This is a genomic window from Roseateles sp. GW821-FHT09G09 (assembly GCF_059415965.1).
Map to the genome: position 1 here is coordinate 529,698 of NZ_JBWKOG010000001.1, position 20,705 is coordinate 550,402.

At 68.4% G+C, this 20,705-nt stretch carries 23 protein-coding genes; 15 read left to right on the forward strand and 8 right to left on the reverse strand.

The features are described 5' to 3' along the window. Complete coding sequence (locus tag AC07O8_RS02355) at window positions 1-891, forward strand: ABC transporter permease (protein WP_495046507.1); 891 nt, start codon at window positions 1-3, stop codon at window positions 889-891. Window positions 892-1,009: 118 nt separating this feature from the next. Here the strand turns inward: AC07O8_RS02355 and AC07O8_RS02360 are convergent, their stop codons facing one another. The 3 genes from AC07O8_RS02360 to AC07O8_RS02370 form a co-directional block, all read right to left on the reverse strand. Then, a complete protein-coding gene (locus AC07O8_RS02360) occupies window positions 1,010-1,804 on the reverse strand; it encodes an amino acid ABC transporter permease (RefSeq protein WP_495046508.1) in 795 nt (264 codons plus the stop codon). Between the two features lie 60 nt (window positions 1,805-1,864). Further along, window positions 1,865-2,566, reverse strand: a complete 702-nt coding sequence (locus AC07O8_RS02365) for an amino acid ABC transporter permease (RefSeq protein ID WP_495046509.1) — start codon at window positions 2,564-2,566, stop codon at window positions 1,865-1,867. Window positions 2,567-2,660: 94 nt separating this feature from the next. Further along, a complete protein-coding gene (locus tag AC07O8_RS02370; RefSeq protein ID WP_495046965.1) occupies window positions 2,661-3,497 on the reverse strand; it encodes an ABC transporter substrate-binding protein in 837 nt (278 codons plus the stop codon). Between the two features lie 177 nt (window positions 3,498-3,674). On the opposite strand from AC07O8_RS02370, the gene AC07O8_RS02375 reads away from it, so the two are divergent. The 6 genes from AC07O8_RS02375 (at window position 3,675) to AC07O8_RS02400 (ending at window position 10,086) form a co-directional block, all read left to right on the forward strand. Continuing rightward, window positions 3,675-4,697, forward strand: coding sequence for an isopenicillin N synthase family dioxygenase (locus tag AC07O8_RS02375; RefSeq protein ID WP_495046510.1), 1,023 nt, complete (start codon window positions 3,675-3,677; stop codon window positions 4,695-4,697). Between the two features lie 159 nt (window positions 4,698-4,856). Beyond that, window positions 4,857-6,275 carry a pyridoxal-phosphate dependent enzyme gene (locus tag AC07O8_RS02380; RefSeq protein ID WP_495046511.1) on the forward strand — a complete coding sequence of 473 codons (1,419 nt, stop codon included), beginning with the start codon at window positions 4,857-4,859 and terminating at the stop codon, window positions 6,273-6,275. After that, a complete protein-coding gene (locus AC07O8_RS02385; RefSeq protein ID WP_495046512.1) occupies window positions 6,272-7,486 on the forward strand; it encodes a trans-sulfuration enzyme family protein in 1,215 nt (404 codons plus the stop codon). Before AC07O8_RS02380 ends, AC07O8_RS02385 begins: the two co-directional genes overlap by 4 nt. Window positions 7,487-7,826: 340 nt before the next feature. Then, window positions 7,827-8,765: a LysR family transcriptional regulator gene (locus AC07O8_RS02390; RefSeq protein ID WP_067280298.1), complete on the forward strand. Its 939-nt coding sequence runs from the start codon at window positions 7,827-7,829 to the stop codon at window positions 8,763-8,765. Window positions 8,766-8,918: 153 nt separating this feature from the next. Further along, complete coding sequence (locus tag AC07O8_RS02395) at window positions 8,919-9,632, forward strand: Bax inhibitor-1/YccA family protein (RefSeq protein WP_495046513.1); 714 nt, start codon at window positions 8,919-8,921, stop codon at window positions 9,630-9,632. A gap of 46 nt (window positions 9,633-9,678) precedes the next feature. After that, complete coding sequence (locus tag AC07O8_RS02400; protein WP_495046514.1) at window positions 9,679-10,086, forward strand: hypothetical protein; 408 nt, start codon at window positions 9,679-9,681, stop codon at window positions 10,084-10,086. Between the two features lie 71 nt (window positions 10,087-10,157). On the opposite strand, the gene AC07O8_RS02405 is transcribed toward AC07O8_RS02400, so the two are convergent. Beyond that, window positions 10,158-10,718, reverse strand: a complete 561-nt coding sequence (locus AC07O8_RS02405; protein WP_495046515.1) for a GNAT family N-acetyltransferase — start codon at window positions 10,716-10,718, stop codon at window positions 10,158-10,160. A 22-nt stretch (window positions 10,719-10,740) separates the two neighbouring features. Continuing rightward, a complete protein-coding gene (locus AC07O8_RS02410; RefSeq protein WP_495046516.1) occupies window positions 10,741-11,784 on the reverse strand; it encodes a Gfo/Idh/MocA family protein in 1,044 nt (347 codons plus the stop codon). 193 nt (window positions 11,785-11,977) lie between these two features. Here AC07O8_RS02410 and AC07O8_RS02415 point away from each other — a divergent pair, with 193 nt between their 5' ends. From AC07O8_RS02415 to AC07O8_RS02425, 3 genes are all read left to right on the forward strand, one after another. Continuing rightward, window positions 11,978-14,194 carry a M3 family metallopeptidase gene (locus AC07O8_RS02415; protein ID WP_495046517.1) on the forward strand — a complete coding sequence of 739 codons (2,217 nt, stop codon included), beginning with the start codon at window positions 11,978-11,980 and terminating at the stop codon, window positions 14,192-14,194. Window positions 14,195-14,334: 140 nt separating this feature from the next. Next, window positions 14,335-15,000, forward strand: coding sequence for a hypothetical protein (locus AC07O8_RS02420; protein ID WP_495046518.1), 666 nt, complete (start codon window positions 14,335-14,337; stop codon window positions 14,998-15,000). Beyond that, on the forward strand, window positions 14,997-15,191 hold the full coding sequence (locus AC07O8_RS02425) for a hypothetical protein (RefSeq protein WP_495046519.1): 195 nt from the start codon (window positions 14,997-14,999) through the stop codon (window positions 15,189-15,191). Before AC07O8_RS02420 ends, AC07O8_RS02425 begins: the two co-directional genes overlap by 4 nt. A 21-nt stretch (window positions 15,192-15,212) precedes the next feature. On the opposite strand, the gene AC07O8_RS02430 is transcribed toward AC07O8_RS02425, so the two are convergent. Both AC07O8_RS02430 and AC07O8_RS02435 read right to left on the reverse strand, forming a co-directional pair. Continuing rightward, the gene (locus tag AC07O8_RS02430) at window positions 15,213-15,836 is read right to left on the reverse strand and encodes a DUF2242 domain-containing protein (RefSeq protein ID WP_495046520.1); all 624 of its coding nucleotides are present in this window, start codon (window positions 15,834-15,836) and stop codon (window positions 15,213-15,215) included. Window positions 15,837-15,941: 105 nt separating this feature from the next. After that, window positions 15,942-16,289 (reverse strand): hypothetical protein, encoded by a 348-nt coding sequence (locus AC07O8_RS02435; RefSeq protein WP_495046521.1) that lies wholly within the window; start codon window positions 16,287-16,289, stop codon window positions 15,942-15,944. A 229-nt stretch (window positions 16,290-16,518) separates the two neighbouring features. Between AC07O8_RS02435 and AC07O8_RS02440 the strand changes: the two genes are divergently transcribed. The 3 genes from AC07O8_RS02440 (at window position 16,519) to AC07O8_RS02450 (ending at window position 17,651) form a co-directional block, all read left to right on the forward strand. Then, the gene (locus AC07O8_RS02440; protein ID WP_297524734.1) at window positions 16,519-16,713 is read left to right on the forward strand and encodes a hypothetical protein; all 195 of its coding nucleotides are present in this window, start codon (window positions 16,519-16,521) and stop codon (window positions 16,711-16,713) included. A 37-nt stretch (window positions 16,714-16,750) separates the two neighbouring features. Further along, window positions 16,751-17,065, forward strand: a complete 315-nt coding sequence (locus AC07O8_RS02445) for a BON domain-containing protein (protein WP_297524751.1) — start codon at window positions 16,751-16,753, stop codon at window positions 17,063-17,065. Window positions 17,066-17,210: 145 nt separating this feature from the next. Continuing rightward, window positions 17,211-17,651, forward strand: coding sequence for a response regulator transcription factor (locus AC07O8_RS02450; protein WP_495046522.1), 441 nt, complete (start codon window positions 17,211-17,213; stop codon window positions 17,649-17,651). Here AC07O8_RS02450 and AC07O8_RS02455 read toward each other — a convergent pair. Beyond that, window positions 17,629-18,261: a response regulator gene (locus tag AC07O8_RS02455; protein WP_495046523.1), complete on the reverse strand. Its 633-nt coding sequence runs from the start codon at window positions 18,259-18,261 to the stop codon at window positions 17,629-17,631. The two genes, AC07O8_RS02450 and AC07O8_RS02455, sit on opposite strands and share 23 nt — an antisense overlap. Window positions 18,262-18,306: 45 nt before the next feature. Between AC07O8_RS02455 and AC07O8_RS02460 the strand changes: the two genes are divergently transcribed. Both AC07O8_RS02460 and AC07O8_RS02465 read left to right on the forward strand, forming a co-directional pair. Continuing rightward, entirely contained in the window at window positions 18,307-19,869 is a 1,563-nt protein-coding gene (locus tag AC07O8_RS02460; protein ID WP_495046524.1) for a CHASE3 domain-containing protein, read from the forward strand. A gap of 180 nt (window positions 19,870-20,049) precedes the next feature. Further along, window positions 20,050-20,496: a BON domain-containing protein gene (locus tag AC07O8_RS02465; RefSeq protein ID WP_495046525.1), complete on the forward strand. Its 447-nt coding sequence runs from the start codon at window positions 20,050-20,052 to the stop codon at window positions 20,494-20,496. Window positions 20,497-20,705: the final 209 nt, after the last annotated feature.

Consider the following 20,705-nt stretch of genomic DNA (forward strand, 5'->3'; position numbering starts at 1 on the left):
ATGACCGTCACCGTGCTGCCGACGCAGCGGCCGCTCGATCCGCCCCCGCGCGCGGAGCGCGAGGAAGCGCTCGCCGATTACGTGCCCGTGCAGGTGGCGGCGATCCCGCTGTGGCGTCGCGCGCTGGATTCGAGCGCCTGGCGCCAGGCCGCGCTGCTGGCGTTGCTGGCCACGCTCTGGGAAATCGCCGCACGAGCGGCGGACAACGATCTGCTGTTCCCCTCGTTCGTCTCCGCGGCGCGGGCGCTGTGGGAAGGCTTGTACGGCGGCGAACTGCTGGTGCGGGCGGGCATCTCGCTGAAGCTGCTGCTGCAGGGATACGCGTTGGGGGTGGTGCTCGCGCTGGGTCTGACCGCGCTGGCCACCTCGTCGCGCTGGGGTCGGGACTTGCTGGCCAGTCTGACGGCCATGTTCAACCCGCTGCCGGCGATCGCCTTGCTGCCGCTGGCGCTGCTGTGGTTCGGACTGGGGTCCGGGAGCCTGATCTTCGTGCTCGTGCACGCGGTGCTGTGGCCGCTGGCCCTGGCGGCATCGGCGGGTTTCTCGTCCGTGCCGGAGACGCTCCGCATGGCGGGTCGCAACTACGGACTCACGGGGCCGCGCTATGTCGCGCAGATCCTGCTGCCGGCGGCGCTACCGTCCCTCCTCTCCGGACTGCGCGTGGGCTGGGCCTTCGCGTGGCGGACGCTGATCGCCGCCGAGCTGTTCTTCGGCGCTTCCTCCGGCCAGGGCGGTCTGGGCTGGTACATCTTCCAGAACCGCAACGAGCTGCAGACCGACCGGGTCTTCGCAGGCCTGGCCTTGGTCATCCTGATCGGATGGCTCGTCGAACGCCTCGTCTTCAGCACCATCGAGAAGGCGACGGTCACGCGGTGGGGCATGCAGCGGTGAGTGAACCAACGGACCGCTGTCCAGGTTCATTGCTCTGGCGGAAGTGACCTATCCCGATCGATCATGCTTGACTCCTTGAAGCTCGAAATCGCCAGGTTGATCTCATCGCCCTCCGCCGTCACTGACTGGTTCTTGTGTTCCTTGCCAGCGTGCTTACTGGATTCCTTGGTCCCCCTCGCATGAATGCGTAGAAGCGGTGGACGGCAGAGGGAGATAAGACGAGCGGGGCGCGCTGCCGACTGATCCTCCGCTCCACGGCATGCGCCAGCCGCGACAGCCCGAAGCACATCACGAAGTAGCCGCCGGCCAGCGTGCCGTAGACCGCCACCGGCTGAACCAGCACCTGCGCGTTGACCTGGCCGGCGATGAAGGACAGCTCCGACAGCCCGATGATCGTGCCCAGCGAGGTCTCCTTGATCGTCGACGCGAACTGGTTGACCAGCGACGGCAGCATGTGACGCAGCGCCTGCGGCAGCAGCACCAGGCGCAAGGACTGGCCCCGCGACATGCCCAGCGCCTCCGCCGCCAGCCGCTGGCCGGACGGCAGCGATTGCAGCCCGGCGCGCACGATCTCGGCCAGGTAGGCGGCGTCGAAGATCACCAGCGCCGCCAGCATCGTGTTGAACTGGTCCGTCTTGTGGCCGGTCACCGCCGGCAGGAAGAAGTAGGCCCAGAACACCACCATCAGCAGCGGCGTGCCGCGCACGACGTAGACCAGCGCGGTCACCGGCCAGCGCAGCCAGGCCCGCCGGCTCACCCGCGCGACGCCGAGCAGCACGCCCAGCGGCAACGCGAGCAGCAGCCCCAGCGCGGCCAGCACCACGGTCAGCGCCAGTCCGCCCAGCGGCCCGTTCGGGTACTGCCCCACCAGCACATAGAGCCAGTAGGTGTCGATCATCTCGGCGATGCTCATCGCGATGCGCTCCTGCCCATTGCGCTTCTGCCCATTGCGTTGCTCGTCACCATGGCCGCTTCAGTGCCCAGCCGGCCTCACCGGATACCGGCGCTGGTACAGCACGCCCGCGCCGGTGATCAGCATCGACACGCCCAGGTAGGTCGCGGTCGCCATCGCGAAGGTCTCGAAGCCGCGGAAGGTCGCGGACTCCACGCGCTGCGCCTGGTACATGAGCTCGGCGGCGCCGACGACCGTCGCGATGCTGGTGTTCTTCCAGAGGTTCAGCGTCTGCGAGATCAGCGGCGGCACCGTCGCCCGCAGCGCCTGCGGCAGCACGACCCATCGCACGGAGCCGGCGAACTGGAGCCCCATCGCCTTCGCCGCTTCCCATTGCCCCGGCGGCACCGATCTCAGGCCGGAGCGCACGTCCTCGGCCATGAACGCCGCCGTGTAGACGACCAGCGCGGCGAGCGCCGCTGCGGCCTCGACGTTGCCCGCGTAGAGCCACGCCTTCACATCGTCGGGCAGCAGCTCCGGCACCGCGAAGTACCAGAACAGCATGTGCGCCAGCAGCGGGACGTTGCGCACGGCTTCGACGTAGGTCCAGGCCAGCGCGCGCAGCGGCGGGAACGGCGCCAGCCGCGCCAGCGCGATCAGCGTGCCCAGCGGCAGCGCGATCACCAGCGCGAGCACCGTCAGCGTCAGCGACAGCCGCACGCCGGCCAGCAGCCAGTCGAGGAACTGCCCTTGCAGCAGCACCGAGAAATCGAGATGAGGCATGGAATCAACGCGGCTCGCAATAAACAACGCCCCGGCCGAAGCCGGGGCGTGCTCGCATCGGATGACAAGGTAGATCAGTTCATCTGGGTCGTGCTCAGCCCTCCACTTGGTCGCTATCGATCTTGAAACTGCGCGTCTGGAACTTCAGGCGCGTCGTCGGTCCGTACCACTTGTTGAACAACTGCTCGGCGGTGCCATTGGCCTCGAGCTCGCGCAGCGCGCCGTCCACCTGCGCCTTCAACTTGGTCTCGCCCTTGCGCAGGCCCAGCGCCAGCGGTTCGACGCTCAGGTTGGCCGACAGGATCTCGTACTGCGCCGCCGCCGGGCCCAGCTTGGCGTACTGGTCGAGCAGCGACACCTCGTCGTTGACGAAGGCCACGCCCTTGCCCTGCTGCAACGCCTGGAAGGCTTGCGGACCGGTGTCGAAGGTGACGACGTCGACCGACGGCACCGCCTTGCGGACGTTGGGTTCCTGCGTGCCGCCCTTGATGGTCACGACCTTCCTGCCGGCCAGCTGGTTCAGCGCCTTGATGCCGCTGTCCTTCTTGACCAGCACCTTCTGGCCGGTGACGAAGGTGGTCAGCGAGAAGTCGATCACCGCCTCGCGTTCCTTGTTGTGCGTCAGACTCGCGGCCAGCACGTCGACGTGGCCCTGCTGCAGCTCGGGGATGCGCGCCGCGACCGCCAGCTGCTTCAGGCGCAGCTTCACGCCGAGCTTCTGCGCGACCGCCTTCGCCAGATCGACCTCGTAGCCGACGATCTCGCGCGTCTTCGGATCGATGAAGCTGTTGGGCTCGTCGGTGCCCAGCACGCCCACCACGAGCTCGCCCTTCTTCTTGATGTCGTCCAGCTGGTCCGCATGGGCGATGCCCAGCATGGCGGCCGAGGTGGCGATCACGAGCAGGGCGCGGCGGGTCACGTTCAGGGTCATGGCGTCGGTGTCCTTGTGGAGGCGGTGGTTCACGATGGACATCAGCTTAGGAACGCCGGCCTTCACGCGGAACGAACGGTTGGGCATATGCATGCGCGGCTTTCGCACGTCCTCTTCCCCGTTCCGTTCTCCGTCCCCTTCATCGACGCGGTGTCGCGCTTGCGGCATGCTGGCCCCATGAGCCTCCTCCACGACCGCGTGCCCGTCATCGACATCTCGGGGCTGCACGACCCGGCGTCCGGCGATCCGGCCTCGCCCGGCGGCCGCCTCGCCGCCGTGCAGATCGGCGAGGCCTGCCGCGCGCACGGCTTCTTCTACGTGAGCCATCACGGCGTCGACGCCGAGCTGATCGCGCGTCTGGACCGGCTGGCGCGCAGCTTCTTCGCGCTGCCCGAGGACGAGAAACGCCGTTGGCCGATGACCGACGGCGGCCGCGCGTGGCGGGGCTACTTCAGTGCCGGCGGCGAATTGACCTCGGGCCGGCCGGACTGGAAGGAAGGGCTGTACCTCGGCGCCGAACTGCCGCCGGACGACCCGCGGGTGTTGGCCGGCACGCCCTTGCACGGCGCCAACCTGTGGCCGGACGTGCCGGGATTGAGGGACACGGTGCTCGAGTACCTCGCCGCCGTGACCGCCGTCGGCCAACGCGTGCTCGGCGGCATCGCGCTGAGTCTCGATCTGCCCCCCGCCTACTTCCTGACGCACGCCACCGCGGATCCGCTGGTGCTGCTGCGGCTCTTCAACTATCCCGCCGTGTCCGAGGCGGCCCACGTCGACGCCCCCTGGGGCGTCGGCGAGCACACCGACTACGGCCTGCTCACGCTGCTGTACCAGGACGACAGCGGCGGACTGGAGGTCCATGGCCGTCGCGGTTGGATCGAGGCGCCGCCGCTGCCCGGCACCTTCGTCTGCAACATCGGCGACATGCTGGACCGCATGACCGCCGGCCTCTACCGCAGCACGCCGCATCGGGTGAAGCTCAACCGCGGCGCGCACGACCGACTGTCGGTGCCGCTGTTCCTCGATCCGTCCTTCACCAGCCGCGTGCAGCCGATCGCCGGCCTGCCGCCGGCGGAGGACGACAGCGCCTCGCGCTGGGACGCGAGCAACGTCCATGTCTTCGCCGGCACCTACGGCGACTACCTGATGGGCAAGGTCGGCAAGGCGTTCCCGGAACTCGGCGCGTCGGTGCTGCCGTGAGGACGGTGGTCGCTCATGCCATCCGCGGATAAGCTGCTGCGACAACCGCGCTTGGAGGCCATCGCTTCCAGCGGATAACCTACGCGGTTTGCCCGCGCCCGGCACCACCCCCGCCGGTCGCGTCGCCCGATCATCCCACCAGGATCACAAGGAGCGCCCATGAGTGCCAAGGAGACCTCTTCCACCCCCGTGCATCGGCAGCCCGACCGCGTCGTCGAAAGGCCCGCCGTGCTGGACCTGATCGGCAACACGCCGCTGGTCCCCGTGCACCGGCTCGACACCGGCCCGTGCCAGCTGTTCCTGAAGCTCGAATCGCAGAACCCCGGCGGCTCGATCAAGGACCGCATCGGCCTGTCGATGATCGAGGCCGCCGAGCGCGACGGCCTGCTCCCGCCCGGCGGCACCGTCGTCGAGGCGACCGCCGGCAACACCGGTCTCGGGCTCGCGCTGGTCGCGCGGGCGAAGGGCTACCGTGTCGTGCTCGTGGTGCCGGACAAGATGTCTGCCGAGAAGGTGCTGCAGCTGAAGGCGCTGGGTGCCGAGGTCCACATCACGCGCTCCGACGTCGGCAAGGGCCACCCCGACTACTACCAGGACCGCGCCGCGCGCCTGGTCCAGGACCTCCCCGGCGCCTGGTACGCCGACCAGTTCAACAACCCCAACAATCCGCTGGCCCACGAGACCACGACCGGCCCGGAGATCTGGCAGCAGGTCGGCCACCGCATCGACGCGATGGTGTGCGGCGTCGGCTCCGGCGGGACGATCACCGGCCTGTCGCGCTTCTTCGCGAAGGTGCGTCCGGGACTGGACATGGTGCTGGCCGATCCGGCCGGGTCCATCCTCAAGGACTACATCGAGACCGGCAGCTTCGGCGAAGCCGGCTCCTGGGCCGTCGAAGGCATCGGCGAGGACTTCATCCCGCCGATCGCCGACCTGAGCGGCGTGCGCCACGCCTACTCGATCACCGACGAGGAGAGCTTCGCCACCGCGCGCGACCTGTACCGCGCCGAAGGCATCCTGGCCGGCTCCTCCACCGGCACGCTGCTGGCCGCGGCGCTGAAGTACTGCCGCGCGCAGACCACGCCCAAGCGCGTCGTCACGCTGGTCTGCGACACCGGCACCCGCTACCTGTCCAAGGTCTACAACGACCCGTGGATGTTCGACCAGGGCCTGCTCAAGCGCGCCACCAAGGGCGACCTGCGCGACCTGATCGCGCGCCTGCCCGAGGACGGCGCCGTCATCAGCGTCAGCCCCGAGGACACGCTGGCCACCGCCTTCTCGCGCATGCGCCAGGCCGAGGTCTCGCAGCTGCCGGTGCTCAAGGACGGCCAGCTCGTGGGCCTGCTCGACGAGTCGGACCTGCTCGCCCAGATGCACATGGACGCGCGCCACTTCAAGGACAGCGTGGACAGCGCGATGAGTCATGATGTGCAGACCCTGCCTCCCGGCGCGCCGCTGTCCGACCTGATCGCGCAGCTGCGCAAGGGCCTGGTGGCCGTGATCGCGGACGATCGCGGCTTCCACGGCCTCGTCACGCGTTTCGATCTCTTGAACCACCTGCGAAAGGGCTTGTCATGAGCCACGACTCCGACCAAGACAATCCGCCGAATCAACCCTTGCACGGCGCCGACCTGCGCTTCGACACGCGCGCCATCCACGGCGGCCAGCATCCCGATCCCACGACCGGCGCGGTGATGCCGCCGATCTACGCGACCTCGACCTACCGCCAGCAGAGCCCCGGCGTGCACCAGGGCTACGAATACGGCCGCACGCACAACCCGACCCGCCAGGCCTATGAGCGCGCGATCGCCAGCCTGGAAGGCGGCGTGCAGGGCTACGCGTTCTCGTCGGGCCTGGCCGCGATGGCCACGGTGCTGGACACGCTGGATGCCGGCTCGCACATCGTCGCCGGCGACGACCTCTACGGCGGCAGCTACCGCCTGTTCGAGCGCGTGCGCAAGCGCAGCGCCGGCCTGCAGGTCACCTACGTCGACAGCAGCAAGCCGGAGAACGTCCGCGCCGCGCTGCGTCCCGAGACCAAGATGATCTGGATCGAGACGCCCAGCAACCCGCTGCTGACGCTGACCGACCTGGCGGCCGTCGCGAAGATCGCGCGCGAGCACGGCGCGCTGGCCATCGCCGACAACACCTTCGCCAGCCCCTGGTCGCAGCGTCCGCTGGAACTGGGCTTCGACGCGGTGATGCACTCGGCCACCAAGTACCTGAACGGCCACAGCGACGTGATCTCGGGCGTGGTGGTGGTCGGCGGCGAGCAGCGCCAGGCGGCGCTGCGCGAGCAGCTCGAGTTCCTGCACAACGCCGTCGGCTCGATCGCCGGACCGTTCGACAGCTTCCTCGCGCTGCGCGGGCTGAAGACGCTGGCGCTGCGCATGGCGCGCCACAACGAGAGCGCGCTGGAACTCGCCGGCTGGTTGGAGGCGCAACCGAAGGTGCGTCGCGTCCACTACCCGGGCCTGGAAAGCCATCCCCAGCTGGCGCTGGCCAAGCGCCAGATGCGCGGCGGCGGCGGGATGATCAGCGTGCAGCTCGACACCGACCTGGCCGGCGCGCGCCGCTTCCTGGAGCGGGTGCAGATCTTCTCGCTCGCGGAAAGCCTCGGCGGGGTCGAGAGCCTGATCTCGCTGCCCGCGCTGATGACGCATGCGTCGATCCCGGTCGAGACGCGCAACCGGCTGGGCATCACCGATTCGCTGGTGCGGATCTCCGCCGGCATCGAGGACGTCGAGGACCTGCGCGATGACCTGAAGGCGGGTCTCGCCGCCATCTGACGGGTCGAGCGGAGGACCTCGACCGGAGGACGTCGATCGGACGACGTCGATCCACGCCCGGCGGACGACCCGGTCCGCCCATCGAATGAACGCGCCGAGGCCGGGAGGCCTTCGGCGCGTTCTGCTTTTCCGAACCGCAGTCCGCACAAGAAACGAAGTGTGGTGTGAAGAATGCGTGAAGATATGCGCGTCAACCGCGCGCTGAACCGATCCGACAGGGGCACGGACTCCACCTGACCGGATCGACACGCCGTCGGAAAAACCTTCGGTTCAATCGCCTTAACTTCCGTTTAAGCGAAGTTCGTTATCATCCCGGTTCGTCTTTTTCGGAGGCCCCGCCATGTCCACCCTCAACTACCGTCACCTCCACTACTTCTGGGTCGTCGCCAAGGAGGGCGGCTTCGCCCGGGCGGCCGACCGCCTGGGCATGGCGGTGCAGACGATCAGCGCGCAGGTGCGGGAGCTGGAGCGGTCGCTGGGCCACCAGCTGCTCAAGCCCGAGGGCCGCGGCCTGGTGCTGACCGAGGCCGGCCAGGCCGCCTTCGCGCGGGCCGAGGAGATCTTCCAGATCGGCCAGATGGTGCCGAACGAGGTCCACGAGGCGGCCACGCAGCGCGTTCAGCGGCTGTCGGTGGGCCTGTCGGACGGGCTGTCCAAGCTGGCCGCGCACGCGCTGCTCGCGCCGGTGCTGGACACGCCGCAGCTGCGCCTCGTCTGCCATGAAGGCGAGGTCGACCAGTTGATCGGTGAGCTGGCCCTGCATCACCTGGATCTGGTGCTCACCGACCAGCCCGCGCCGGTCAATCCGACGCTGCGCATCACCAGCCAGCTGCTGGCGAGCACCACCGTCGACTGGTACGGCCCGGCCGAGCTGATCGAGCGCGCCCGTCGCGCGCCGAACAAGGGCTTCCCGTACGTGCTGGAAACGCTGCCGGTGCTGCTGCCCACGCGCCACGCGTCGCTGCGTTCGGGCCTGGAGCGCTGGTTCGAGCAGCACCACATCCGGCCGCAGATCGTCGGCGAGTTCGAGGACAGCGCGCTGATGAGCGTCTTCGCCGCCCGCGGCCTGGGCGTGTTCCCGGTCAGCCGGCTCGGTGCCGACGACCTCTCGCTGATGGCGGGCCTGCATCTGCTGGGCCAGACCGAAGTGGTCGAGGACGTGCACGCGATCTACTCGCGCCGCGGCCAGAACCACCCCCTGGTGGCCAAGCTGCTGGAGCGCCGCGGCACCCCCATCAACCTGAACGAATTGGAAACGGAAATTGCTTCAGCAAAATGAGTAAGAGGCAGGTTTATTCGATGTGATGGTGGCGTTAAGGTCAGCCCCTCATGCGCGCGCGAGCGCGCTTCCCGTTCAACGGCTTCATCGGCTCAAACGGCCAAGCGGTTCTGAACGGCTTCCACGACTTTCAAGGCTTCAGGAGAACTTCTCATGAGCGACTTCCAACGACAACCGGCGTCTCCCCAGAGCTGGACGCCCGTCACCGCGAACGGCGGCGATTCGGTCTTCACCCAGCGCGCCGACGTGGCGCGCGTGCTGCGCAACACCTACGCGCTGCTGTCGATGACGCTGCTGTTCAGCGCCGCCGTCGCGGCCGCCGCGGTCGCGTACCGGCTGCCTGCCCCGGGCATGATCATCACGCTGATCGGCTACTTCGGCCTGCTGTTCGCGATCCACAAGACGCAGAACAGCGCCGCCTCGGTCCCGCTGGTGTTCGCGCTGACGGGCTTCATGGGCTACACGCTGGGGCCCTTGCTCGGCGCGATCCTGAAGATGGCGGGCGGCGCCAGCATCATCGCCCTGGCGATGGGCACGACCGGCGCGACCTTCCTGGTGCTGTCGGCCTACGTGCTGGCGACCAAGAAGGACTTCAGCTTCATGGGCGGCTTCCTGTTCGCCGGCATGATCATCGCGATCCTGGCGTCGCTGGCCAACCTGTTCTTCCAGCTGCCGCTGCTGTCGGTGGTGGTGTCGGGCGTCGTGGCGCTGCTGTCGGCGGGCATGATCCTGTTCCACACCAGCATGATCGTGAACGGCGGCGAGCGGAACTACGTGATGGCCACGGTCAGCCTGTTCGTGTCGCTGTTCAACCTGTTCACCAGCCTGCTGAGCATCTTCGGCTTCGCCGGCTCCAGCGACGACTGATGCAACGGTTGAAGCAACGGTCGATGCAAGCCGGGCAGGACACGCGATGAAGACCTTCCTCTGGTCCGTGACCGGGCTGTTCGCGCTGATCTGGAGCGGACTGGCCTGGGCCACGGCGGCCCTGGTGCGCTGGACGGTGGAGGCCCTCTCCACCGGTCGCGCGGCCGAACTCGGCAAGAGCGCGGTGGAGTTCAAGTTCCCCGCCTGGCTGGAGCCTTTCCTCGACACCGGGCTGCTCGAGGCCGTGCAAGGCCTCGTGCAATGGCTGCTGGAGATGGCCGGCACCGGCGCGCCGATGGCGGGCTCGGCGATCGGCTGGCTCGTGCCCGTGGTCTGGGTGGCCTGGGCTGTCGGCCTGACGGTGCTGCTGGTGATCGCCCTGGTGATCCATCACCTGATCAAGCGGCTGCCGAGCGCCGGCACGACCGGGACGCGCGCGGCGGCATTGCGCTGAACCGGGTCGGCAACACCGACCGACATCGACACCGACCGAACGACGAGGCGCCCCAGGGCGCCTCTTCTCTTTCACGCGTCCGCGGGCAGTCCGACGGCGAAGCGATAGAGGCAGCACTCGTCCTCGTGGAGGGTGCGGACCTCGCGGGTGATCTCGCCGGCCGCCCGGCCGCGGATCACCCCCGGCCAGAACTGCGCCGCCGGCGTGTTGGCCATCAGGTGGTAGACCTCCCAGCGCCCGGGGAAACGGGCCAGCACTTCCCCTGCCGCGCGCGCCGCCAGCCCGTGGCCGCGATAGCCGCGCGCCAGGAAGAAGTAGCCCATGTTGTGGTCCGAGTCGGGCTGCTCGCACTCCCCGTCGACCACCGCGAAACCGGCGAGCTCGTCGCCGACCCAGATCAGGAAGGGATGCACGTCGTCCTGCGCCCAGTACGGCGCCTTGGGGCGCAGCTGGTAACGGCCCTCGTGCGCGAACGCCACCGGCGTCCACTCGCTGAGGTCGTAGTTGTAGAACTGCATGAGGTTCTCGATGCGCGGCAGGTCGTCGGGCGCGGCGCGCTCGATCCTCAGGGCCGGACTGTCCGGCGGCGGGACCGGGATCGAGTCGTCGAAGTCGGAAGGTCTTGTCTCCATCGTCGCTTTCTGGTGGCGCTCTTCAGGCGCTTGGGGGGAACGCGTCGTCGAACGGCGACTTCACGCCGGCCAGCGCGCGGATGCGGTCCATCCAGCCGAGCACCGCCAGCGTCTCCGCATGCGGCACCACGGGGCTTTCGATCGCGCCGGCGCGTGCGCAGCGCATCGTCTCGCGGATCTCGTTCTCGAAGCCGTTGATCTCGAACGGGCGGGCGATCGTCTCGGGCGTGCCGCGCGCCGGCAGCCACTGGGCGCGCGTCGCCTCCCAGAAGGTCTCCGGCAGCACGATCGCGCCGGCCTCGCCGAGGATGTGCATCGTGTTCGGCGCGAAGGTGTCGATGGCGCACTGGAACTGCGAGGTCAGGCCGTCGCCGAAGTCCAGCGTCACCGCCAGTCCGGCGTCCACGCCGGTCGGCGCGAGCCGGGCCTTCACCGCCAGGTCCACCAGCGGCGGCACCTCGCCGAGCGCATGCTGCAACACCCAGCGCGTCGCGGTCAGGTTGTAGATGCCGATATCCAGCAGCGCGCCGCCCGCCAGCGCGGGGCTGAAGATGCGGCTGTCGGGATCGTAGGGCGCGGGGAAGCAGAAGCTCGACTGCATGCCGCGCAGGGCGCCGAGGCGACCTTCGCGCAGCCAGGCCGCCAGGTCCTGGTACAGCGGCAGAAAGCGCGTCCACACCGCTTCCATCAGGAAGCTGCGGTGCGCGCGCGAGGCCTCGACCAGGCGGCGGCCCATCGCCTGGTTCGGCACCAGCGACTTCTCGCACAGCACGGCCTTGCCGGCCTGCAGCGCGGCGAGGACGTACTCGTAGTGCTGGCCGTGCGGCGTCGCGACATAGACGCCGTCGACGGCGGGATCGTTCATCACCGCGGCGGGATCGGTGTGGGCGAGCACGGCGCGCTCGCCGGGGCGGGACCAGCGTTCGGCGAAGGCGGACGCGCGTTGCGCGTCGCGCCCGCAGACCGCGTGCAGGCGGCAGCCGTCGAGCTGGGCGACGGCCTCGGCGAAGCGCTGCGCGATCGAGCCGGGGCCGATGACGGCCCAGTGGAAAGTGCGTTCGGACATGTGCGGCGATGCTAATCGGACGGACCCGCCGCGGACCGCCGAAAGCCCCGGATCGCGGGGGCCTCAGGGTTGTCCCGGGTCGGGTTCTCCACGGGGCGGACGGCGCCCATGGCGTTCGGTTTCGAGAAGCGCTTCGGCTAAGGTGACGGCCTCGCACAACACGAACGCCCGCCCACAAGACGGGCCGTCCCCCATGAGGATTCCCTTCGTCCTGGCCGCCACCGTGGCCCTCGCCGCGCCTGTCCTGGCGCAGACCGCCGCGCCGGTCGCTCCGACCGGCGTCGCCGCCTCCGCCGAGGCCGCGAACACCGCCAACCTGCTGCTCGCGCCGAGCACGCTGCCGCTGCAATACCCGCCCTTCGACAAGATCCGCGATGCCGACATCGGTCCCGCGATCGACCAGGGCATGGCCGAGCAACTGGCCGAGGTCGCCGCAATCGCCGACAACCCGGCGGCGCCGACCTTCGACAACACCATCGTCGCGCTGGAGCGCGGCGGGCGCACGCTCGGCAGAGCGACCACGCTGCTGATGAGCCTGACCGGCGCGGACGCCAATCCCGCGCGCCTGAAGCTGCAGGCCGACTACGCGACCAAGCTGGCCGCGCACCGCGATGCGATCCAGCTGAACCCGGTGCTGTTCGCGCGCATCGAGTCGCTGTACCAGCGCCGCGCGTCGCTCGGCCTGGGCGCGCAGGAGCAGCGCCTGATCGAGCGCCAGTACAACCAGTTCCTGCGCGCCGGCGCGAAGCTGGACGAGGACGGCAAGGCCCGCATGAAGGCCATCAACGCCGAGATGGCGCAGCTGGGTGCGCGCTTCAACCAGAACGTGCTGGCGGAGGTGAACGATTCGGCCGTGACCGTCGACAGCGCGGACGAGCTGAAGGGCTTGAGCGACGAGCAGATTTCCGCCGCCGCGTCCGCGGCGAAGGAGCGCGGCCTGGACGGCAAGTACCTGATCGCGCTGCTGAACACGACCGGTCAGCCGGTGCTGTCGCAGCTGGAGAACCGCGCGCTGCGCCAGCGCATCTACGAGGCCTCGGTCGTGCGCGGCTCGCGCGGCAACGCCTACGACAACACGGCGCTGGTGTCGCGCGTCGTGTCGCTGCGCGCCGAGCGCGCGAAGCTGCTCGGCTTCGCGACGCACGCGGATTTCGTGCTGAAGGACGAGACCGCCCGCAACCAGCAGGCCGTCAACGGCATGCTGCGCCAGCTCGCGCCGGCGGCGGTCGGCGCCGCGCGCCGCGAGGGCGCGGAGCTGCAGGCCATCATCGATCGCGAACAGAAGGCGAACAAGCAGCCCTCGTTCACGCTGGCCGCCTGGGACTGGAGCTTCTACAGCGAGAAGCTGCGGGCCGAGAAGTACGGCTTCGACGAGGCGCAGCTCAAGCCCTACTTCGAGATGAAGAACGTGCTGGAGAACGGCGTGTTCTACGCGGCCGGCCAGCTGTACGGCCTGAAGTTCAAGCAGCGTCACGACCTGCCGGTCTATCACCCGGACGTGCTGGTCTACGACGTGTTCAACGCCGACGGCTCGCAGCTGGCCATCTTCATCGCCGACATGTACGCACGGCCGTCCAAGCGCGGCGGTGCGTGGATGAACGCCTACGTCGACCAGAGCGGGCTGATGAACCAGAAGCCGGTGGTGGCGAATCACCTCAACATCCCCAAGCCCGCGGACGGCAAGCCGACGCTGCTGACGTGGGACGAGGTGACGACGATGTTCCACGAGTTCGGGCATGCGCTGCACGGCATGTTCTCGAACGTGAAGTACCCGAGCATGGCCGGCACCAAGGTGCCGCGCGATTTCGTCGAATACCCGTCGCAGGTCAACGAGATGTGGGCGGACTGGCCGAGCGTGCTCGCCAACTACGCGAAGCACTACAAGAGCGGCGAGCCGATGCCGCGCGCGTTGCTGGACAAGGTGCTGGCGGCCAAGCAGTTCAACCAGGGCTTCGCGACGACGGAATACCTCAGCGCCGCAAGCCTGGACCAGCGCTGGCACCAACTGCCCGCGGACCAGGTGCCCGGCGCCGACGGCGTGATGGCCTTCGAGGCCAAGGCGCTGCGCGAGGAGGGCTACGACTACGACGCGGTGCCGCCGCGGTACCGCACGCCCTACTTCAGCCACATCATGGGCGGTTATGCGGCGGGCTACTACGCCTATGTCTGGTCGGAGGTGCTCGACGCCAACACGGTGCAATGGTTCAAGGCCAACGGCGGCCTGAAGCGCGAGCTGGGCGACGCGTTCCGCGCGAAGCTGCTGTCGCAGGGCGGCAGCCAGGACGCGCTGACGCTGTTCCGCGGCGTCGTCGGCCACGAGCCTCAGATCCAGCCGCTGCTGGAGCGCCGCGGCCTCGTCCTCGAGAAGACCCGCACGGCGGGCAAGCCGCAGGCATCGACGCCACAGTGATTCGGGGGAGACGACCCACCCGGAGGTGGGTTGTCACCTGTGTTCCGTCAAAGGGCGCTCATCGAGGCGCCCTCTTTCGTTTCTGGGAGGAACTTCCCGCACCAGACTTTCCGCCATGTTGTCGTGGTGGAGCAGTGCGGATGGACGAGATTACGAAGCGGTGGTTTGATGCGTCGACGGTGGAGGTATGGAGGGCGGCGGAACTGGACGGATGGCGCTCGGACGACGAGTTGGTTCGTCTATCCGGTGCACCGAAGGGCAGCCGGCTTGAGGTTGCGCCAACGCCGACAGGCAGGATCCAACTGCGGGTCATCAATCAAGATTTGCTTCTCGAGCCACTGATCCGATTTGTCAACCAGGAGGCAAGTGGGAACTACATCTTCGAGATCCACAATGCCGCCTTCGTTCTGCGGCCGGAGTTTCGGGGGCGGGGCATCGGTACGCGCAGCGTTTCGATCGAGCTCCTTGAGGCCAAGCGGCTCGGCAACTTTTCGAGGGTGACGGTCCACGCAGTTGGCGATCGCAGCAGCTTGGAAGGACCCATGACAATGAACGGTTACTTCGTGTGGGCGCGCATGGGGTTCAACGCAGCTCTCCCGGAAGACTTGAAGGAGCATCCGTCGATGCCGCAGGCTGCTTTGGGATGCCTGGACCTGAAGCAACTCCTCCTAAGCCCCGGGGGTGAAGAATTCTGGTTGCGCTTCGGGCGCAGCATGCATCTAGAGTTCTCACTGAACGAACGGTCTGACTGCTGGGATCAATTTGAGCGCTACGCTCGCAGCCATAACATTGAGATCACGCCATGAACCCCTGGGAAATCGCCGCGCGTGTATGCCGGCCCATGTCGACCGAAGAGGCGAGGCGCCTGACGCATCAGGAGTGTGGTTCTCGCGAATATGGCGATACCGACCCGTTGCTGGAGGCGGAGATCCAGGAAATGCTCGCTCGCATCAAGGTCGCCGAGCGCGAAGAGCGCGAGCGAGGTCACAAGGCTTGAGCGAGGTGACAGGCGCTGAACTCACCCGCCCGTCTTGTCCAGATCGCTCGTGCCCTCGGTCCCCTGCTGCGTGATCAAGCGCTGCATCAACGCGAAGAACCGGTCGTAGAACTGTCCGGCGGGGATGGTTTCGGAGGCGACCTTGACCAGCGATTCCGTCGACGAGGACAGCGGCACCGAGATCGAGCCGATCGCGCTCACGCCCAGGCTGGTGGAGTTCGCGCTGCGCTTGACGTTGTAGCGGTCCTGCAGCGCCGAGACGTAGGCCGTCGCCAGCTTCCCGCCGCCGCCCTCCGGCACGCACACCACCGTGAAGCTGATCTCCACGTGCACCTCGCCCTCGGGCTGGAATCGCTTGGTGCCAGAGATCGAATCCGGCAGCGCCGTGTTGATCACGTAACCCTGGCTCAGCAGCGCGCGCCGCGCCGCCTCGCAGGTGTCCTGCACGCTCGAATCGAACAGCCGCGAAAAGGTCTCGTCCGAGGCGAAGCGCTCGTTCTGGTACACGGAGTTCTTGCGCTCGGCGCTGGTCGTCCCGAAGGTGCCGCAGCCCGTCATCAACGCGGCAGCCAGGACGGCCACGGCAGCCAGGGCGAGCGGGCGGAAGGTGGCGGAGAAAAGGGAAGCAGGGCGTCGGATCATCATCGTTGGGCCGTGATCGGCCAGTGACGGATTATCCGCGCCCTGTCTTAGAGCAGCTTGAGGCGCTGCCCGGTTCGCACTCAAGGTGCCGGCGTGATCGCCGTGCGCTCAGTGCGTGGTTTGCGCCGTCAGCAGCGTCTGCCATTCGCCGTCGACGCAGGCCGACAGGTGACGGGCGCAGCCCGGGCAACGTTGCCAGTGCTCGGTCGCGGCCGACAGCAGCGCCGGCCAATAGGGATGGTCGCCGGCGCAGCGACTGCGCGGGATCACCAGGGCGATCTCCTCGACGTCGGCCCGACCCTCGGCGTCGATGTAGGAAAGCCGCGCCTTCACCACGACCGTCAGCGGCGTGGAGAGCAGCAGCTCGGCGTTCACGCAATGGGAAGGACGGAAGTCCGGGTGGGCGGGGGCGCCGGCCAGAGGCGCGCTTCCAACGGTGGCGGAGAAGGTGTTCATCTTGTTCTCGTCTCAGGTCTTCATTCGTTGCCTGCATCCTAGGGAGACCGGCTCATCCACCCTGTGGGGGCCTCGCGCGATGCCTTGTAGGACAACGCCTCATTCCGCCCGTGGGCGAAGCCATTTCCGCTTGTCCTACAAGACATCGCGGACGCGGACGACAGGGCGGACTGTTCGGGATACGTAGAGTCCATCTCAGCGCACCACGGGGTGCACAAGGAGCTGACAGATGGGCATCGCCGACCACCATTCCCTCGCCTTGCACGTTCATGATTTCGCCTGCCAGGTCCAATGGACCGCGGTCAGCGACCACGAACCGGTGCTGGGATTGGAAGCGGCGCTTCCTTATCTGCTGGACCACGCCCCCGCGACGTTCGCCGAGCCGGCCCCTGCTGTCGTGTCGTCAGACCGCCACGCCGCGTGAGTCCGAGCCTTTTCATCAATCGAAGGAGATCAACATGATGATTCGAGCCACCGTTCTCGCCCTGGCCACCGCTGTGGGCGCCCTGACCCTGCTGCCTGGCTGCGCCGTGACGCGCGGTCAATCCTCCGTCGGCGAATACGTCGACGACGCAGCCGTCACCACTGCCGTGAAGTCCAAGTTCGTCGAGGCCAAGTCGGTCGACGCCAGCTCCATCCACGTGGAGACGCTGCAAGGCGAGGTGATGCTGACCGGCTTCGCCAAGAACGCCACCGAAAAGTCCGACGCGGAACGCCTGGCGCGTGAAGTCAAGGGCGTGAAGCGCGTCAAGAACGAGATCGCGATCCGCAACTGATGCGCTGACGCGATTCCCCTGATCGTGTGTCCGTCGGCGGCCTGACCAACCGCCAGCGGACGCACCGCGCGAACGGACGGTCTGCCTGGCAACCCGTCCGTTCGCGCGTATCCGCTTGTGGTTACCAGCCGTTCACGAGCTTCCCATGGATGCCCAGCCCGCCAGCGCCGCCCTCACCTGCTTCCTCGTCGAGGACAACGCCGTCATCCGGGAGAACCTGGTGGCCACGCTCGAGGAGATGGTGGACCTGCGCGTCCTCGGCCACGCGGTGGACGAGAACGGTGCGTTGAACTGGCTGTCGCAGGACCATCCCGGCTGCGACCTGCTGATCATCGACATCTTCCTGGCGCAGGGCACGGGCCTGAACGTGCTGCGCGCGGCCAGCGAGCGCATGCCGGGGGCGCGCCGCGTCGTGCTCAGCAACTACGCCACGCCCGACATGCGCCAGCGCTGCTTCGCGCTGGGCGCCGACAAGGTCTTCGACAAATCGGCCGAGCTGGAAGACCTGCTCGCCTACTGCGGCGGCCTGGCCGACGCGGCCAACCGCGACGCCGGCGATGCCGCTACTCGATCAGCCCGTTCTTGAGGGCGTAGTAGGTCAGCTCGCTGTTGGTGTTGAGCGAGAGCTTCTCCAGCACGCGCGAGCGGTAGGTCGAGACCGTCTTCACGCTCAGCGACATGCCGTCGGCGATGTGACCGACGGTCTCGCCGCGCGCCAGGCGCAGGAAGACCTGCAGTTCGCGCTCCGACAGCGTGTCGTGCGCGGCCTGGTCGGCCGGCGAGCCCAGGCCGTCGGCCAGCAGTTCGGCCACGGCCGGCGTGATGTACTTGCGACCGCGGAACACGGTCCGGATCGCCGTGGCGATCTCCTCGGGGTCGCATTCCTTGTTGAGGTAGCCGCTGGCGCCCTGGCGCAGCAGCGTGGTCGCGTAGTGCGTCTCCGGGAAGCCGCTCAGGATCAGCACCGGCAGCTCCGGCTTGCGCGCCTTGATCGCGGCCAGGGTCTCGACGCCGCTCTGGTCGGGCAGCGAGAGGTCCATGAGCATCACGTCGAGCTCGCCGGCGCGCACGAGGTCCAGGGCCTCGCGCCCGGATCCGGCTTCGCCGGTGACGCGCAGGTCGACTTGTTCGGAGAGGAATTGCCGCAGCCCGGCGCGGACAATCGCGTGGTCGTCGACGATGGCGATTCGGATCATGGTGGCGATGGTCAAGTGAGCGAAATCGCTCAGGGAGTGTAGAGGATGAGTCTGAAGGACACCGTCACGAACCTGGGTCGCAAGACCTGGGCGATGCCGCTGGGTGTGTTCGTGGCCCTGCTGATGATCCTGATCAGCGAGCTGGCCTACTTCGGCGCCGTCTCGCAGATGGACCGTCTGGACACGCTGGGCCGGGCCCGGATGGAACTGCTCCGGCTGATGGCCCGCGTGACCGACGCGGAGTCAGGGCAACGGGGATACCTGATCACCCGCCGGCCGGAATACCTGGACCCCTACCGCTTCGCCGCCGAGGATGCGTCGCAGGGGCTGAGTTCCCTGCAGCGGATGTACGCGCAGGTCGGCGCGGAGGATGCCGAGCGCCGCAGCAAGGAGATCGCCGGCGCCGTCAGCGCCAAGCTGAGCGAGCTGCAGGAGGTGCTCAAGCTCTACGAGACCGGCCGCGAATCGGCCGGCCGCGAACTCATGATGACCGACATCGGCCGCGACCAGATGGAGCAGATCCGCCGCCGCTCCGCCGAACTGCTGGCCGACGAGAACCGCCGCATCGCCCTCGGCACCGGTCAGGTTTACGACACGCTGATGCTGAGCCGCATCGGGGTGGCCGGCATGACGCTGCTGAGCCTGATCGTGTTCGTGCTCTTCGTGCGCAAGAGCCGGGCGCTCGACGTCCAGCGCGCCGAGCAGGCGCAGGAGGTGCGCGCCGAGCGGGACCGGCTGGAGGTCGAGGTGTCGCGCCGCACCGCCGAGCTGACGCAGCTGGCCCGCCACCTGCAGACCGCGCGCGAGGACGAGCGCGCCCGGCTCGCCCGCGACCTGCACGACGAGCTCGGCGCCCTGCTGACGGCAGCCAAGCTCGACGTCGCGCGGCTGCGGCCCAAGCTCCAGGCCGGGGCGCCGGACCTGATGCAGCGCCTGAACCACCTGACCGAGACGCTCAACAGCGGCATCGCGCTCAAGCGCCGGATCATCGAGGACCTGCGCCCGTCGACGCTCGACCAGCTGGGCCTGGTGCCCGCGTTGGAGATCCTCTGCCGCGAGACCTCGGAGCGGCTCGGCGTGCCGATCGCGGTGGAACTCGATCCCGCGGTCGACCTGGTCCCGAGCGCCCAGCTGACGGCCTTCCGGCTCGTGCAGGAGGCGCTGACCAACACCGCCAAGTACGCGCAGGCGACCGAGGTGGCCGTGTCGCTCAAGCGCGAGTACGCGCAGGCGTTGGTGACCGTCACCGACAACGGCCAGGGCTTCGACCCGAGCCGACTGGCCCTCGGCTCGCATGGGCTGCTGGGCATGCGCTTCCGCGTCGAGGCCGAGCGCGGTCAGCTGCAGTTGCGCAGCGTGCCCGGCCAGGGCACCGAGGTCTGCGCCTGGCTACCGCTCAAGCGCGACGAACCGGACATTCCGCGGATCGATTTCCCGATTCCCGGCATGACGCCCATGCCAGGCGCGGCGGGCGCGGCGCCCTCGCCCTCGCCTCCGTCCCCGTCTCCGTCTCCGTCTCCGTCTCCGTCTCCGTCTCCATCGCCGTCGGCCTTTGCTCCGGGAACGCCGGGCGAAGGCGGCCTTCCCCCGGCTGGCGGCGGGCTGTAGGCGCGTTCCTACGACGGACCGGGCCGCCGGGGGACCGCCGCTTCCGGCGGCCACCGACCTGTCGCGGACGGCCTGCGGCCTAGAGTGAAGTCATGGATCCGCGGCCACCCGCGGAATGTCCGCGGAGTTTCCGCGATCCCCGCCTATCCCGCGATTAGCACCCGCGAAAGGAGCCTCGCCATGAAGCACTCTTCCCGCCCCGCCGCCCTGTCCCTGCTGCTGCCCGCCGTGGTCGCCGCCATCGCGCTGACCGCCTGCGGTCGTGAGGACGATGGTCGCACCGCCGGCCAGCGCCTGGACGACGGCATCGCCAAGATGGAACAGAAGTCCGAAGTCGCCAAGCAGGACACCGAGCAGGCCATGGACAAGGCCGGCGCCAAGATGGAACGGGCCGCCGACAAGGCGGGCGCCGCCATCGACGACGCGCAGATCACGACGTCCATCAAGACCTCGCTGGCCGGCGACCCGAAGCTCAGCGCGCTCGACGTCAAGGTCGAGACCGAGAAGGGCCACGTGACGCTGGACGGCACCGCGCCGGACCTGGCCTCGCGCGACCGCGCGGGCTCCATGGCCCTCGCGGCCAAGGGCGTGCAGTCGGTGAACAACCGCATCAAGGTTAACGGCTGATCTCCTCCTCTGCAGCCGTCTGACCGGAGCCCCGGATCGCGTCCAGCGTGACGCGACCCGGGGCTTTCTGCTGGGGGAATCCCCGATTCTTGTAGTATTCGTGTCGATTCGTTAACCCTCTTCACGGGGCTGTCATCGCCGGCCCCTAGCGTGCCGCCCTGTCGCGTCACGGCTCTGTCGAGGGAAGCCGGGCGCGTCAGTCCTCGAGC

Excerpts from the sequence above, each read along its gene's own strand:
- AC07O8_RS02355 (WP_495046507.1), top strand. The coding sequence starts at position 1 with ATGACCGTCACCGTGCTGCCGACGCAGCGGCCGCTCGATCCGCCCCCG.
- AC07O8_RS02360 (WP_495046508.1), bottom strand. The coding sequence starts at position 1,804 with ATGAGCATCGCCGAGATGATCGACACCTACTGGCTCTATGTGCTGGTG.
- AC07O8_RS02365 (WP_495046509.1), bottom strand. The coding sequence starts at position 2,566 with ATGCCTCATCTCGATTTCTCGGTGCTGCTGCAAGGGCAGTTCCTCGAC.
- AC07O8_RS02370 (WP_495046965.1), bottom strand. The coding sequence starts at position 3,497 with ATGACCCTGAACGTGACCCGCCGCGCCCTGCTCGTGATCGCCACCTCG.
- AC07O8_RS02375 (WP_495046510.1), top strand. The coding sequence starts at position 3,675 with ATGAGCCTCCTCCACGACCGCGTGCCCGTCATCGACATCTCGGGGCTG.
- AC07O8_RS02380 (WP_495046511.1), top strand. The coding sequence starts at position 4,857 with ATGAGTGCCAAGGAGACCTCTTCCACCCCCGTGCATCGGCAGCCCGAC.
- AC07O8_RS02385 (WP_495046512.1), top strand. The coding sequence starts at position 6,272 with ATGAGCCACGACTCCGACCAAGACAATCCGCCGAATCAACCCTTGCAC.
- AC07O8_RS02390 (WP_067280298.1), top strand. The coding sequence starts at position 7,827 with ATGTCCACCCTCAACTACCGTCACCTCCACTACTTCTGGGTCGTCGCC.
- AC07O8_RS02395 (WP_495046513.1), top strand. The coding sequence starts at position 8,919 with ATGAGCGACTTCCAACGACAACCGGCGTCTCCCCAGAGCTGGACGCCC.
- AC07O8_RS02400 (WP_495046514.1), top strand. The coding sequence starts at position 9,679 with ATGAAGACCTTCCTCTGGTCCGTGACCGGGCTGTTCGCGCTGATCTGG.
- AC07O8_RS02405 (WP_495046515.1), bottom strand. The coding sequence starts at position 10,718 with ATGGAGACAAGACCTTCCGACTTCGACGACTCGATCCCGGTCCCGCCG.
- AC07O8_RS02410 (WP_495046516.1), bottom strand. The coding sequence starts at position 11,784 with ATGTCCGAACGCACTTTCCACTGGGCCGTCATCGGCCCCGGCTCGATC.
- AC07O8_RS02415 (WP_495046517.1), top strand. The coding sequence starts at position 11,978 with ATGAGGATTCCCTTCGTCCTGGCCGCCACCGTGGCCCTCGCCGCGCCT.
- AC07O8_RS02420 (WP_495046518.1), top strand. The coding sequence starts at position 14,335 with ATGGACGAGATTACGAAGCGGTGGTTTGATGCGTCGACGGTGGAGGTA.
- AC07O8_RS02425 (WP_495046519.1), top strand. The coding sequence starts at position 14,997 with ATGAACCCCTGGGAAATCGCCGCGCGTGTATGCCGGCCCATGTCGACC.
- AC07O8_RS02430 (WP_495046520.1), bottom strand. The coding sequence starts at position 15,836 with ATGATGATCCGACGCCCTGCTTCCCTTTTCTCCGCCACCTTCCGCCCG.
- AC07O8_RS02435 (WP_495046521.1), bottom strand. The coding sequence starts at position 16,289 with ATGAACACCTTCTCCGCCACCGTTGGAAGCGCGCCTCTGGCCGGCGCC.
- AC07O8_RS02440 (WP_297524734.1), top strand. The coding sequence starts at position 16,519 with ATGGGCATCGCCGACCACCATTCCCTCGCCTTGCACGTTCATGATTTC.
- AC07O8_RS02445 (WP_297524751.1), top strand. The coding sequence starts at position 16,751 with ATGATTCGAGCCACCGTTCTCGCCCTGGCCACCGCTGTGGGCGCCCTG.
- AC07O8_RS02450 (WP_495046522.1), top strand. The coding sequence starts at position 17,211 with ATGGATGCCCAGCCCGCCAGCGCCGCCCTCACCTGCTTCCTCGTCGAG.
- AC07O8_RS02455 (WP_495046523.1), bottom strand. The coding sequence starts at position 18,261 with ATGATCCGAATCGCCATCGTCGACGACCACGCGATTGTCCGCGCCGGG.
- AC07O8_RS02460 (WP_495046524.1), top strand. The coding sequence starts at position 18,307 with ATGAGTCTGAAGGACACCGTCACGAACCTGGGTCGCAAGACCTGGGCG.
- AC07O8_RS02465 (WP_495046525.1), top strand. The coding sequence starts at position 20,050 with ATGAAGCACTCTTCCCGCCCCGCCGCCCTGTCCCTGCTGCTGCCCGCC.